This is a genomic window from Arthrobacter sp. 01N444 (assembly GCF_056399305.1).
In genome coordinates this window covers 68,653-81,490 of record NZ_JBFTRB010000023.1, presented here as the reverse complement: position 1 = coordinate 81,490, position 12,838 = coordinate 68,653, and the positions used below count along the sequence as shown (strand labels likewise).

Here is a 12,838-nt window from a genome sequence, read left to right as displayed (position 1 = left end):
GTACCAGGCACCGCCTCCSGGGTACCAGGCACCGCCTCCCGGGTACCAGGCACCGCCTCCCGGGTACCAGGCACCGCCTCCCGGGTACCAGGCACCGCCTCCCGGGTACCAGGCACCGCCTCCCGGGTACCAGGCACCGCCTCCCGGGTACCAGGGCCAGCCGGCGTCGGCCGGCGGATTCCGCTTCGAGATGCCCACCGACCGCCCCAGGAACTTCGGCGATGCACTGCCTGCCGGCGGGCTCTCCGGCATGTTCAAGGTCGCTGCAATGCCCACCGAGCTGAAGGTCTCCTACTGGATCTGGCTGATCGGCGGGCTCCTGGGCCTCCTCGGTGGAGTCATCGGGTTGTTCGGGTCCTTCGTCCTGGTCGCCTTCGCGCCGGCGATCGGGCTCCTGGTGCTGCTGCTCGTGATCGTGGCGCTCGCACTGGCAACCGCTCAGATCATCCTTGCCATGAAGATGAAGGAAGGCCGGGAATGGGCCCGCTTCGCCCTCACCATCCTTGCCGGCATCTCCCTGGTGCTGACACTCATCAGTTCCGGCATCGCCGACGGCCGGGCGGGCGGAGGCCTGCCGGGCTTCCTCATCAGCCTCGTGGCGACCGTGCTCATGTGGCTGCCGAATGCACAGGCCTGGTTTGCCGCCAACCGGGGCCGAATCTAGGCCTGCCGCCGCACAGGGCACCCGCGGATTCGTGGCAGCGCCAGGGCTCCCCCGCCGCCACGCGCCGGCCATCGAAAGAGGCTTGAGAATACCTCTCCGGAATGATCCACACGGCGGCCGGGCCGCGGTACGGTTGAGCTAAACCATGCTGGGGGCAGGGCAGGATCTCTGATCCCGGTGGCCGATTCGATCGACACGCAAAGGACCGCTTCATGAGCAATCCCCCAGTCCAGCCCCCGCCTCGCAACGGCTCCGAGCCGGGCGGGGAATCCACTCCGGCGCCGCAGGCACCGCAGTACGGCCAGAACGCCCCGCAGGCACCGCAGACACCGCAGTACGGCGAGCAGACACCCCCCGCCTACGGCCAGAACGCCCCCCAGGCACCGCAGTACGGCCAGCAGACACCCCCCGCTTACGGCCAGAACGCCCCCCAGGCACCGCAGTACGGCCAGCAGACACCCCCCGCCTACGGCCAGAACGCCCCGCAGGCACCGCAGTACGGCCAGCAGACACCCCCCGCTTACGGCCAGAACGCCCCCCAGTCGCCGTACGGCCAGTCCCCCTACGCCCAGTACCCGTCCCAACAGCCGCAGGCTCCGGGCGCGGTTCCCCAGTTGGTCCATACGTCGTTCTGGCTGATCATCGCAGCCGGAGCCTTGTGGGTCATCTCCATGCTGGTATCCCTGGGAACCCTGGACACCCCTGCCGTCAGGGACATGTTCGAGCAGCAGATGGCAGCGAGCGGCACGAGCGTCGACTTCGAATCCATCAAGGGTGTCCTGATCGGCACGATCGTGGTGTTTGCCGCCATCAGCGCCGGGCTGTACGCCCTCGTGGCATTCAATGTCCGCAAGGGCAAGAACTGGGCCCGCATCCTGGGCACCGTGTTCGCCGCGTTGTCGGTCTTCAACATCATCCCGCTCAGCCTCGCCACCCTGGCGGCACTCGTGGGCATTGCGGCTATCGTGCTGCTTTACCTGCCCGCGGCAGCGCCGTATTTCCAGAAGCGGCAGCCCTTTGCCAACCCCTATGGACAGCCCGGAGCCCCCTTCGGGAAGTAGCTTCGCCAGGAACCACCCAGCGGGGTACCACTCAGCGGGCGCGGGAACCGGAGGGCTGGCCGATCTTAGTCGGCGTCTTCCGGGTCCTGCGCCCTCTGTGCGTGGTAGGCCAGAATCTGCAGTTCCGTTGCCATGTCCACCTTGCGGAGGTTGACTCCCGGGGGGACCTGCAGCATCACCGGCGCGAAGCTGAGGATGCTCCGCACGCCGGCGGCTATCACCCGGTCGCAGACGTCCTGGGCCACCGCCGCGGGCAAGGCGAGGACCACCATGTTGGCACCGGTACGCTGCAGTACCGGCTCAAGGTCGGCGGCGTCGCTGACCCGCAGCCACCCGACTTCACTGCCCACCACCATCTGGTCGGCGTCGAAAATCGCCACAATGTCAAAGCCTCGAGACTCGAATCCGCCGTACCGGGCCAGGGCCTTGCCGAGGTTGCCCGCACCGACGATCGCGACTTTCCAGTCGTGCGTCAGCCCGAGGGCAGCGGCGATGTTGCGGTTGAGGTACTGGACCTCATAACCGACACCCCGGGTTCCGTAGGAGCCGACATAGGAGAGGTCCTTGCGCAGCGTCGAGGAACTGACTCCGGAGGCCTCGGCCAGCGACTCGGACGAGACCCGGTCCACCCCGTCAGCCAGCAGCGTGGTCAGGGCGCGCAGATAGATGGTCAGCCGGGCCACGGCCGCGGGCGGAATCTGTTTGGCCGCAGTCCCGGCTCCCCCGGGGACAGGCCCGGGAGATGAATCCAGCGAAGTCACTATCTGCTCCATTGCGTCGCGTTGTGCTTCCCACTCTAGAGCCCCCGCGCATCACGCAACAAAGCACCCCGCCGTCAGGAGGGCTGGTCGAGGATCCGTTGCAGGGTCCGGGTCAGGCGGGCCTCGTCGATCTTCCAGAAATCCCGCTGGACGCCGTCGACCAGCACCACCGGGATCTCCTCGGCGAAGCGTTCCCGCAGCCCGGCGTCGTCGTCCACCGATTTTTCCGACCAATCTAGTCCGAGCGCAGCGGTGACCCGGCCGACGGCGGCACGCGCCTCGGTGCACAGGTGACAGTCGGCCTTGGTGATCAGAACTACATCAGGTAAGTGTGCGGGTTTGGCCATGCATCCACCGTAGCCCGGCGGCCACTTCGGCGTCGACGCGCGGAGCAGTCCGCCCGGGTTTGGGGCCGTCCTGCCGTCGCGTCGCGCGTCCCGCGGGCGGCCGGGGGCCCGTCATTGACTAGACTCGTGGCATGCCCGAGGAGAAATACGTCATTGTGGCCAATGAGCCTGCTGCATCGACGCAGCACGGCGAGGCCGCATTTTTCGACGTCGACAACACCCTCATGAAGGGCGCAAGCCTTTTCCATGTCGCCCGCAAGCTTTACCAGCGTGGCGCCTTCACCCTGCCGCAGGCTGCCGGGTTCGCCTGGAAGCAGTTCATGTTCGTGCTGCGCGGCGAAAACATGGATGACGTCCATGCAGTCCGCGATTCCGCCCTGACGCTGGCCGCCGGCATCACGGCCAAGGACATCGAGGCGTTGGGCGAAGAGGTCTACGACGAGATGATTGAGTCGCGGATCTGGCCGGGGGCAAAGGCCTTGGCCGAGCAGCATCTCCGGGTCGGGCGCAAGGTATGGCTCGTCACGGCGACGCCGATCGAGGTGGCCACTGTCATTGCCGCCCGGCTGGGCCTGACCGGGGCGCTGGGCACAGTGGGCGAGATCATGGACGGCTCGTACACGGGACGGCTTGTGGGCGAGATCCTCCATGGACCGGCCAAAGCGGTCGCAGTCCAGCAAATTGCCGAGGAGCAGGGCCTGGACCTGAGCCGCTGCTGGGCGTACAGCGATTCCCACAACGACATCCCGTTGCTGAGCATGGTGGGGCACCCCGTTGCCATCAATCCCGACGCCAAGCTGCGCCGCTACGCCCGCGAGCACAACTGGCCGGTCTACGACTTCCGTGCCGGCCGGCGCGCCGCCACTCTGGGCTTCAAGGCCGCGACGGTCGGAGGGGCCATCTACGGCCTGTGGCGGGGGTTCTCCCGCTTCCGCGGCCCCAGCCGCTAGGCCGCCCGCGGCTTCCGCTGCGGATTCGGACAGGCGCGGCGCGGATCAGGGCCGCCGTCCTCTGATTCCGCAGCCCGCGTCCGAATCCGGTGCGAAATTTACGCGCCACCTCCTCGGCGTCTCCCCGGCCCGCCCCGGTTCGCCCCACCGCAAATCAACCGCCGAAGGCAAGAAAAATGCCCGTCGCCTGGAAGGCAACGGGCATTTCATGCATTTCGAAGTATTGCTACTTCTTATTGCGACGCTGGTGGCGCGTCTTGCGAAGCAGCTTGCGGTGCTTCTTCTTGGCCATACGCTTGCGACGCTTCTTAATAACTGAACCCACGAAAGTTCCTTACCGGCTAGATGCAGTACCTGCCTGTTGGGAAGGGTCCGCGGGCTAAGCAGCAGACTGAAACAACTGACAGGTTCTTACAATGACGTAAAACGTTCCTTAACAGGGTACCGCCTCTGCGAGGCACCCCACGACCGCGGGCCCCGTGCGGGACCCAAAGCAGTCGATTCACGCTGTGATTGTTGCCGCTGACTGATCAGCCAGTTCCGGCGTGGCCGTCATTCCGGTCGACGACGGCACCCTTGAGGTACTGCTCGACGGCGTTTTCCGGCACGCGGTAGGAGCGGCCGAACCGCACGGCCGGCATCTCCCCCGAATGCACAAGACGGTACACAGTCATTTTCGATACCCGCATAAGTTCCGCGACTTCGGCCACGGTCAAAAAACGGGCCTTGGAGAAGTTGGCCTCCGTAGACATTTCCCTATTCCTTTGCTCAAGCGAACGGCAGCCCCACCTGTTGACATGGCGGTGTGCCGATGCTGAGCCATCAAACAACCATGTGTTAGCAACACTAGTTGCTCATGGTGCCAAAGTGAAAGACTTCCTCAGGAATACCCACACGATTTCCGCAGGAATCTCGAAAATCCCGCGGCACGCTCCTTCTCCTGCTCCTCCCTCAGGCACGGGTCCGCCGCGTGCGGGCCGAGGCGGCCAGCTGGCCCAGTACCGACGCCGTCACGTCCCAGTCCATGCAGGCATCAGTGACGCTCTGGCCGTAGACCAGCCCGTCCCGTCCGGAGCCGGTAACGGCGTTGACATCAAGGTTCTGGGCCCCGCCCACCAGGAAGCTCTCGAGCATGACGCCGGCGATGGCCCCGGCGGCGGCTCCGGCATTTTCCAGCTGCGCACCGATTTCGAGGGCGACCTCGGCCTGGCGGTGGTGGTTTTTGCCGCTGTTGGCGTGGCTGGCGTCGACGATCAGACGGGGGTTGAGCTGCTTCGCGGCGAGTTTCGCTGAGGCCGCTTCAACATCGGCGGCTGAGTAGTTGGGGCCCTTGCGCCCGCCGCGGAGGATGACGTGGGTGTCCGGGTTGCCGGCGGTAGCCACAAGCGCCGCCCGGCCGTCGTCGTCGATCCCGAGGAACGCCTGGGCGGCAGCGGCGGCGCTGCACGCGTCCAGCGCCACCTGGAGATCGCCGTCGGTCCCGTTCTTGAAGCCGATCGGCATCGACAGCCCGGAGGCCAGCTGGCGGTGGATCTGGCTCTCCGTGGTGCGGGCGCCGATCGCGCCCCAGGCGACCAGGTCCGCGACGTACTGGGGGCTGATTGGCTCAAGGAACTCGGTGGCGGTGGGCACGCCGAGGGCGGTGACCTGGCGCAGGAAGGACCGGGCCGCGCGCAGGCCCGCGGCGATGTCGTGGCTGCCGTCCAGCCGGGGGTCGTTGATCAGGCCCTTCCAGCCCACCGTGGTGCGCGGCTTCTCGAAGTAGGTGCGCATGACGATCAGCAGGTCTTCGCGGTGCTTCTCTGCCTGGCTGACCAGCCGGCGGGCGTATTCCAGGCCCGCCTTGGGGTCGTGGATGGAGCAGGGGCCCACGATGACGAGCAGCCTGTCGTCCACACCGTCCATGATTGCCCGGACCTCGTCCCGGCCCCGCCCGACCACCTCGGCCAGGCGGGCCTCCAGGGGCAGTTCCGCCATGAGGTCCTGCGGGGTGGGCAGCGGGGTGAACTCGCTGACGCGCAGGTTCGAGGTGGAGTGTTGGGGGCCGGTGGCTGCTTCGATGCTCATATTCGGGTCCTGTTCCGGGTGCGGAGCGGGCCCTGGTCAGAACCCGCCGAAGATATGGCGAAGGGCAGAGAATAATCTCTGCCCTGTTGGCTCTGAAGGAAAGTTGGATGCGTGTCAGTTAGACGCGGGCCCCTCCAGAGCCAACGAAAAATACGCATACCAACGGTTAGTCATAGCGTTGACCATAGCCCCGGAGCCGCGGCCGGAGCAAACGCCGGACGTAACAATCCGCGGCGGCCAGTTCCGGGCGGCCAGGACCAGGTCCGTGGTCGCCGGGCAGGCACGTCGCGGCGGTGTTCGCCGGCACTGCCGCGAAATGACATCTCGACGCACACCGGCACCACCTAGAGTGTGAGGAAACCCAGCACAGCATCCGATCCGCAAATGGAGGCAGCCATGACGCACACCGTCCCGCCCGGCAACCCCGAGGCTCCGACCACTCCCGCGGCCACGGCCCCTGGCCCTGCGGTCTCCGCATCCGGGCACCACACAGCCGCGGCCGCCGGCGGGCTCCCTGCCGCGTTGAAGCGCCGCGTGCCCAAGTACGCCGACCTTGCTCCCCTGATGCAGTTCAAGAAGCCGGAATTCAGCCGGGCCGCCAGGCTGCGCCGTGCCAGCACCATCTGGGACCTGAGGGACATGGCCAAGCGCCGCACACCCCAGGCGCCCTTCGACTACACGGACGGCGCCGCCGAGGCCGAAATCTCCCTCCGCCGCGCCCGCCAGGCGTTCCTGGACATCGAATTCCGGCCCGGGGTCCTGCGGGACGTCTCCAGCATCGACCTCAGCACCGTCATCCTGGGCGGGCCGTCCCGGCTCCCGGTGGGGATCGCGCCCACCGGCTTCACCCGGATGATGCAGTCCGAGGGCGAATACGCCGGTTCCCAGGCCGCCGCAGCCGCCGGCATTCCGTACACCCTCTCCACCATGGGCACGGCGTCCCTGGAGGACGTGGCCGCCGCCGCACCCACGGGCCGCAACTGGTTCCAGCTGTACCTGTGGACGGACCGGGAGCGTTCGCTGGAACTGATCCAGCGTGCCGCCGCGGCGGGCAACGACACCCTCATGGTCACGGTGGACACCGCCGTCGCCGGCGCCAGGCTCCGCGACGTCCGCAACGGCATGACCATCCCGCCCGCCCTGACACTCAAGACCGTCCTGGATGCGTCCTACCGGCCCGCGTGGTGGTTCAACTTCCTCACCCACGAGCCGCTGACCTTCGCGTCGCTGTCCCGCTACACGGGCACGGTCGCGGACCTCATCAACTCCATGTTCGATCCCACCCTGACCTTTGCCGACCTCGACTGGCTGCGCGAGACGTGGAAGGGCAAGCTCGTGGTCAAGGGCATCCAGACGGTCGACGACGCCCGCAAGGTGGTGGACCATGGCGCGGACGGGATTGTGCTCTCCAACCACGGCGGCCGCCAGCTGGACCGGGCACCGATCCCGTTCCACCTGCTCCCCGAGGTCTCCGCGGCACTAAAGGCCGACCACAGCGACGCAGCGATCATCCTGGACACCGGCATCATGAACGGCGCGGACATCATCGCCGCCCTCGCCCTGGGCGCCGACTTCACGCTGATCGGCCGTGCCTACCTGTACGGGCTCATGGCCGGCGGTCGGGCCGGTGTGGACCGTGCCCTCCAAATCCTGGAGAAGGACATGGAACGCACCATGGCCCTGCTGGGCGTCAGCCGGGTCGCGGACCTCACCCCCGAGCACGTGCGGATCCTCCGCACCTAGCACCTCTGACAAGCCCCTGGCGCCCGAAAGATCGGCCAGGTGCCTTTGGGCGGAGCGGATGGCCGCGCGCATACCCAGGGCGGCATACGCGGGGCAGGAAAGCCTACTTCTTGCGGCCGAATTTGGGCAGGTTGGCCAGGAGATCGGCGGCCCTGGTGGCGGCCCGCCCCACGGTCCGCCCGATCTGCTGGGGCATCTTGTCTTCCCCCGCCGTTCCCACCGGGATGACGACGGCGGGGCTCAGCGGGCTGCCGGCAGGGCGGCCCGCCAGTGCTGCGGCGGGTTGCGCGGCGACCGGTTGTGGGACGGCTGGTTGCGGAACAGCGGCGGCGGCCAGGCCTTCCGGGACGGCTGCGGGGCCGGCTTCGGGGTGGAGGGCGGCGGCCGCGGCCGCTGTCGTGGCGGGGCCGACGTCGAACGCCTGCAGCCAGGTCGCGATCCCGGTGAGCGGCTTGGGGTTGAGCGTGTAATACCGCTTCTGGCCCTGGGCGCGCATGCTCACCAGGTCCGCTTCCCGGAGGACTTTGAGATGTTTGGAAATGGTGGGCTGGCTTGCTTCAAGCTCCTGGACCAGTTCCCCCACCGCTTTGTCCCCCTTGCGGAGGGCTATCAGAATGTCACGCCTGGTTGCCTCAGCAATGACGGCAAATACGTCGTCTGTCACCATGCCCTCCACACTAGCGACATATACGCCAGATGGCATCCACGAATTGTTGGTTTGGTGCAAGCCCCCAAGCCCGGCCCGGATTCAGTCGAACCAGGGGTCCAGTCCGTGCAGGGGAAACACTTCCTTGCGGGTGGCCATGATGGTGCGGTCCACCTCGTCGTTGGGGTCAAAACCCACTTCCCAGGACCGCCACCAGAGGTCCACGTCGTCGCCCATCGTCTCGGGGGGCTCCACGCCGAACCTGGCGCCATATTTGTCTTTGACGTAGTTGCGCCAATCCTCCGGAACCGGGGTGCGCAGCGGCACCGGGCGGCCGGCGGCGATGGCTATGAGGTGGCTCCAGGACCTCGGCACCACGCTGACCACGTTGTAGCCGCCGCCCCCGGTGGAAATCCACCGGTTCTCGCAGTAGCGTGCGGCGAGGTTTCCTATCGCCGTGGCGGCCTCGCGCTGGCCGTCCACGCTGATGTTCAGGTGGGTGAGCGGGTCAAGCCGGTGCGAGTCGCAGCCGTGCTGGCTGACGATCACTTCCGGTTCGAACGCGCCAATGAGCTGGGGCACGACGGCGTGGAAGGCCCGCAGCCACCCGGCGTCGACGGTGCCGGCCGGGAGGGCGACGTTCACGGCGCTGCCCTGCGCATTCGGTCCGCCGATCTCGTTGGCAAACCCGGTGCCCGGGAAGAGGGTCAGTCCGGATTCGTGCAGCGAAATGGTCAGGACGCGCGGATCGTCCCAGAAGATGCTTTGCGTGCCGTCGCCGTGGTGCGCATCGACGTCGACGTAGGCCACCCGCCGGACGCCGCCGTCGAGCAGCCGCTGGACCGCGAGGGCGGCGTCGTTGTAGATGCAAAAACCGCTCGCGCGGTCCCGGGAGGCGTGGTGCATCCCGCCGCCGAAGTTCACGGCCCGCACGGCGCTGCCGTCCAGGACAGCTGCGGCCGCCAGCAGGGAGCCGCCGGCCAGCCGGGCACTGGCTTCGTGCATGCCGGCAAAGGCGGGGTCATCCTCGGTTCCGAGACCCCTGGCGTGGTCGGACGTGTCCGGGTTTGCGCTCACGCGCCGCACGGCAGCCACAAACTCCGGGCTGTGGACCGCGCCCAGCTCCGCGTCGGTGGCGACGTCCGGAGCCGCTACCGTGACGTGGTCCAGATCCAGCAGTCCAAGGCTGCCGGCCAGCTTCGCTGTGAGCTCCATGCGCTCCGGCGCCATCGGGTGGGAGTGGCCAAAGTTGTAGGCAGTCATGGCTGGGGCCCACACCACCGTCGTTGGCAGCGCGGTCTGAGCGAGTCCGGGCAGGAATGTCATCAATCACAGGCTACCCGAGCCGTCCCCGGCTTCCCGCGCGCGCACGGGCGTTCCCCCGGCCATTACCCGGTGTTTAGTGGTTTACTACTTGGGGAAGAAGTTTCAACCGAGGAAGAACATGACGCAAAGCCAGTCGAGGTCCACGAGCCCGGCCAGCTGGCAGCCAGGCATGCCGGAGCGGGAAGGCCTGTGGATCTTCACACGCCTGCGCGACTTCATTGACAGCATCGCGAACAGCTCACCCGCCCGCCTGGCGCTCTCGGCGTTCGGCGTCGTGATTCTGGTCTTCACCGCTTTGCTCTCGCTGCCCATGGCTTCCGCGACGGGACAAGTCACACCACTGCATCAGGCGTTCTTCACCGCGGCGTCCGCTGTCTGCGTCACGGGACTGACCGTGGTCTCCACCGCTGTGCACTGGTCCTTCTTCGGCCAGCTCGTAATCCTGGTCGGCATTTTCGTGGGCGGCCTGGGCACCTTGACCCTCGCGTCGCTGCTGGCGCTCATGGTCAGCAAGAGACTCGGTGTCCGCGGCAAGCTGATCGCCCAGGAGGCCATGAATGCCGGCCGGCTTGGCGAAGTCGGTACGCTGCTCCGGATCGTGATTGTGACCTCCGTGGTGATCGAGGCCGCCCTGGCCGTGACCCTGATCCCCCGTTTCCTGGTCCTCGGGGAGGGCTTCCCGCAGGCCGTCTGGCACGGGGTCTTCTATGCCATTTCATCGTTCAACAACGCCGGATTCACGCCGCATTCGGACGGAATCGTGCCGTACGAAACCGATCTCTGGATCCTCGTCCCATTGATGCTCGGGGTATTCCTGGGCAGCCTGGGCTTCCCGGTGGTCATGGTGCTGCACCAGAACGGGCTCCGGTGGAAGAAATGGAACCTCCACACCAAGCTGACCATCCAGGTGTCCTTCATTCTCCTGGCCGCCGGCACGGTCCTCTGGGGCTTCCTGGAGTGGGACAACCTGCGCACCATCGGGGACATGGACCTCGGCGACAAGATCACGCATGCGCTCTTTGCCTCAGTCATGTTGCGCTCCGGCGGCTTCAACCTCGTGGACCAGAACCACATGGAGTCCACCACCATGTTGCTCTCCGATGCCCTCATGTTCGCCGGCGGAGGTTCCGCATCCACGGCCGGCGGCATCAAGGTCACCACCATCGCCGTAATGTTCCTGGCGATCACCGCCGAGGCCCGCGGCGACGCGGACGTGAAGATCTACGGCCGCACCATCCCCGAGGGCACCATGCGCGTGGCCATCTCGGTGATCGTCGCCGGCGCCACCCTCGTCTCGGTCTCGGCCCTCCTGCTCCTGCATATCAGCCATGCATCCCTGGACCGGGTCCTGTTTGAAACCATTTCCGCCTTCGCCACCGTGGGCCTCAGCACCAACCTCAGTGCAGAGTTGCCGCCGGAGGGGGTCTACGTCCTCGCTTTGCTCATGTTCGCCGGGCGCGTCGGGACGGTCACCCTTGCCGCCGGCCTGGCCCTGCGCCAGCGCAGCCAGCTGTACCACTACCCGGAAGAGAGACCGATCATTGGCTAGTTCCTCAGGCGCCGTCAACCGCCCCGCCCACAACGCCCCCGTGCTGGTGATCGGGCTGGGCCGTTTTGGTGCATCCACCGCAGAACAGCTGGTCAAGCAGGGCCGGGAGGTCCTGGCCATTGAACGCGACCGCGCCCTCGTCCAGAAGTGGGCGAGCGTCCTGACGCACGTGGTGGAAGCCGACGCCACCAACATCGATGCCCTCCGCCAGCTCGGCGCCCAGGAATTCAGTTCCGCCGTCGTGGGCGTGGGCACCTCGATCGAATCCTCCGTGCTGATCACGGTGAACCTCGTGGACCTGGGAATCGAACACCTCTGGGTCAAGGCGATCACGCCCTCGCACGGCAAGATCCTCACCCGCATCGGCGCCAACCACGTCATCTACCCGGAGGCCGACGCCGGTGTCCGCGCCGCGCACCTGGTCTCCGGGCGCATGCTGGACTTCATCGAGTTTGACGACGACTTCGCGATCGTCAAGATGTACCCGCCGCGCGAGACCGTGGGCTTCACCCTCGATGAGTCCAAAGTCCGGTCCAAGTACGGCGTCACGATTGTGGGCGTGAAGTCCCCGGGCGAGGACTTCACCTACGCGCGGCCGGAAACCAAGGTTTCCTCGCGGGACATGCTCATCGTTTCGGGCCACGTGGACCTGCTCGAACGGTTCGCTGCCCGCCCCTAGGCCGCAACCGGAGCCTGCCCGCCCCTAGGCCGCAACCGGAGCCTGCGGCTCCAGGGCTGCGGCTCCAGGCCTGCGGCTCCAGGGCTGCGGCTCCGGGGCCCGCCCGGGCCGGCTCAGGCGAGCTGTCGGGTGATTTCTGCGGCGCGCTCAGCCGCCGCGCGGGCGCCGTCGGCAATGATGGCCGGCAGTCCGCGCTCGTCAAAGGTGGCGATGGCCCGTTCCGTGGTGCCGTTCGGGCTCGTGACCGCCTTGCGCAATGCGGCAGGATCCGCGCCGGGCTCAGCCAGCATGAAGCCCGCCCCGGCGACGGTCTCGCGGGCCAACAACAGCGACAGCTCCGGGTCCAGGCCCAGTCGTGCCCCGGCCTCGGCCATGGCCTCCGCCAGGTAGAAGGCGTAGGCCGGGCCCGAGCCGCTGATCGCGGAGAGGGCGTCCACCTGCTCTTCCGGGATCTCCACGACCGTGCCGGCGGCGGCGAGGATGTCCTTGGCGCGCTGGAGCTGCCCGGCGGAGCAGCTGGTCCCGGGCGAGACGGAGACCACGCCGCGGCCCAGCTTCGCCGGCGTGTTCGGCATCGTGCGGATGACGGGCTGGCCGGCCGGCAGCGCCGCCTCCAGCTGCTCCAGTGACACGGCGGCCGCAACGCTGATGACGATCGTGCCCGGTGAAAGGGACCCGCTGATTTCCCGGGCCAGGTCCGCGATCCCCACGGGTTTGACGCCTAGGATCACGACGGCGGAGCCGGTGGCGGCCTGTTTATTGTTGTCCGGCTCTTCTTCGCCCGCGATGGCGGTGATCCCGGGGTGGCGCTGGGCCAGCTCGGCCGCGCGCCCGGCCCGGCGGACGGTTGCGACAATGTCGCCCGGGTCGACGCCGCCGTCGATCAGCCCCGCCATAATTGCCTCGTTCATTGACCCACAGCCCAGGAATGCGATTCGGTTGCTCATGTCCCCATCATTGCAGTCTGACGTGATTCCCAGCCAGCTCCCACCTTCAGCGCAGTCAGCGCACAACTTTGGAACCTAACGTTGTAACTACCTCATTG

14 protein-coding genes are annotated in these 12,838 nt (G+C 67.3%); 6 read left to right on the top strand and 8 right to left on the bottom strand.

The features are described from left to right. Positions 1-664, top strand: a 664-nt coding sequence (locus AC1DKN_RS19790; protein ID WP_476872268.1) for a hypothetical protein, incomplete at its 5' end; no start/stop codon positions are given. A gap of 212 nt (positions 665-876) precedes the next feature. Further along, positions 877-1,725, top strand: coding sequence for a Yip1 family protein (locus tag AC1DKN_RS19785; RefSeq protein ID WP_476872267.1), 849 nt, complete (start codon positions 877-879; stop codon positions 1,723-1,725). Between the two features lie 65 nt (positions 1,726-1,790). Here the strand turns inward: AC1DKN_RS19785 and AC1DKN_RS19780 are convergent, their stop codons facing one another. Both AC1DKN_RS19780 and AC1DKN_RS19775 read right to left on the bottom strand, forming a co-directional pair. After that, positions 1,791-2,486 (bottom strand): redox-sensing transcriptional repressor Rex, encoded by a 696-nt coding sequence (locus AC1DKN_RS19780; RefSeq protein WP_079555510.1) that lies wholly within the window; start codon positions 2,484-2,486, stop codon positions 1,791-1,793. A gap of 74 nt (positions 2,487-2,560) precedes the next feature. Beyond that, entirely contained in the window at positions 2,561-2,833 is a 273-nt protein-coding gene (locus AC1DKN_RS19775) for a glutaredoxin family protein (RefSeq protein WP_476872266.1), read from the bottom strand. 131 nt (positions 2,834-2,964) lie between these two features. On the opposite strand from AC1DKN_RS19775, the gene AC1DKN_RS19770 reads away from it, so the two are divergent. Beyond that, positions 2,965-3,783, top strand: coding sequence for an HAD family hydrolase (locus AC1DKN_RS19770; protein ID WP_476872265.1), 819 nt, complete (start codon positions 2,965-2,967; stop codon positions 3,781-3,783). Positions 3,784-4,009: 226 nt separating this feature from the next. On the opposite strand, the gene AC1DKN_RS19765 is transcribed toward AC1DKN_RS19770, so the two are convergent. The 3 genes from AC1DKN_RS19765 to AC1DKN_RS19755 all read right to left on the bottom strand — a co-directional run bounded on the left by AC1DKN_RS19765 (position 4,010) and on the right by AC1DKN_RS19755 (position 5,850). Continuing rightward, positions 4,010-4,108, bottom strand: a complete 99-nt coding sequence (locus tag AC1DKN_RS19765; protein ID WP_003792170.1) for a 30S ribosomal protein bS22 — start codon at positions 4,106-4,108, stop codon at positions 4,010-4,012. Between the two features lie 205 nt (positions 4,109-4,313). After that, entirely contained in the window at positions 4,314-4,535 is a 222-nt protein-coding gene (locus AC1DKN_RS19760) for a helix-turn-helix domain-containing protein (protein ID WP_018775046.1), read from the bottom strand. Positions 4,536-4,734: 199 nt separating this feature from the next. Beyond that, positions 4,735-5,850, bottom strand: coding sequence for a 3-deoxy-7-phosphoheptulonate synthase (locus AC1DKN_RS19755; protein ID WP_476872264.1), 1,116 nt, complete (start codon positions 5,848-5,850; stop codon positions 4,735-4,737). 396 nt (positions 5,851-6,246) lie between these two features. Here AC1DKN_RS19755 and AC1DKN_RS19750 point away from each other — a divergent pair, with 396 nt between their 5' ends. Continuing rightward, a complete protein-coding gene (locus AC1DKN_RS19750; protein ID WP_476872263.1) occupies positions 6,247-7,593 on the top strand; it encodes an alpha-hydroxy acid oxidase in 1,347 nt (448 codons plus the stop codon). 103 nt (positions 7,594-7,696) lie between these two features. On the opposite strand, the gene AC1DKN_RS19745 is transcribed toward AC1DKN_RS19750, so the two are convergent. After that, complete coding sequence (locus tag AC1DKN_RS19745; RefSeq protein ID WP_476872269.1) at positions 7,697-8,260, bottom strand: ArsR/SmtB family transcription factor; 564 nt, start codon at positions 8,258-8,260, stop codon at positions 7,697-7,699. Positions 8,261-8,341: 81 nt separating this feature from the next. Beyond that, the gene (locus AC1DKN_RS19740; RefSeq protein WP_476855537.1) at positions 8,342-9,565 is read right to left on the bottom strand and encodes an acetoin utilization protein AcuC; all 1,224 of its coding nucleotides are present in this window, start codon (positions 9,563-9,565) and stop codon (positions 8,342-8,344) included. A 118-nt stretch (positions 9,566-9,683) separates the two neighbouring features. Here AC1DKN_RS19740 and AC1DKN_RS19735 point away from each other — a divergent pair, with 118 nt between their 5' ends. Beyond that, positions 9,684-11,114, top strand: a complete 1,431-nt coding sequence (locus tag AC1DKN_RS19735) for a TrkH family potassium uptake protein (RefSeq protein WP_223913623.1) — start codon at positions 9,684-9,686, stop codon at positions 11,112-11,114. Between the two features lie 40 nt (positions 11,115-11,154). Then, positions 11,155-11,793: a potassium channel family protein gene (locus AC1DKN_RS19730; RefSeq protein WP_374208249.1), complete on the top strand. Its 639-nt coding sequence runs from the start codon at positions 11,155-11,157 to the stop codon at positions 11,791-11,793. A gap of 113 nt (positions 11,794-11,906) precedes the next feature. Here AC1DKN_RS19730 and proC read toward each other — a convergent pair whose 3' ends face one another. Then, complete coding sequence (proC, locus tag AC1DKN_RS19725; RefSeq protein ID WP_476850224.1) at positions 11,907-12,740, bottom strand: pyrroline-5-carboxylate reductase; 834 nt, start codon at positions 12,738-12,740, stop codon at positions 11,907-11,909. Between the last annotated feature and the right edge of the window lie 98 nt (positions 12,741-12,838).

Bases quoted from the DNA above. Each gene is read 5' to 3' on its own strand.
- AC1DKN_RS19740 (WP_476855537.1), bottom strand. From the start codon at position 9,565: ATGACATTCCTGCCCGGACTCGCTCAGACCGCGCTGCCAACGACGGTG.
- AC1DKN_RS19775 (WP_476872266.1), bottom strand. From the start codon at position 2,833: ATGGCCAAACCCGCACACTTACCTGATGTAGTTCTGATCACCAAGGCC.
- AC1DKN_RS19750 (WP_476872263.1), top strand. From the start codon at position 6,247: ATGACGCACACCGTCCCGCCCGGCAACCCCGAGGCTCCGACCACTCCC.
- proC (WP_476850224.1), bottom strand. From the start codon at position 12,740: ATGAGCAACCGAATCGCATTCCTGGGCTGTGGGTCAATGAACGAGGCA.
- AC1DKN_RS19785 (WP_476872267.1), top strand. From the start codon at position 877: ATGAGCAATCCCCCAGTCCAGCCCCCGCCTCGCAACGGCTCCGAGCCG.
- AC1DKN_RS19770 (WP_476872265.1), top strand. From the start codon at position 2,965: ATGCCCGAGGAGAAATACGTCATTGTGGCCAATGAGCCTGCTGCATCG.
- AC1DKN_RS19745 (WP_476872269.1), bottom strand. From the start codon at position 8,260: ATGGTGACAGACGACGTATTTGCCGTCATTGCTGAGGCAACCAGGCGT.
- AC1DKN_RS19760 (WP_018775046.1), bottom strand. From the start codon at position 4,535: ATGTCTACGGAGGCCAACTTCTCCAAGGCCCGTTTTTTGACCGTGGCC.
- AC1DKN_RS19735 (WP_223913623.1), top strand. From the start codon at position 9,684: ATGACGCAAAGCCAGTCGAGGTCCACGAGCCCGGCCAGCTGGCAGCCA.
- AC1DKN_RS19755 (WP_476872264.1), bottom strand. From the start codon at position 5,850: ATGAGCATCGAAGCAGCCACCGGCCCCCAACACTCCACCTCGAACCTG.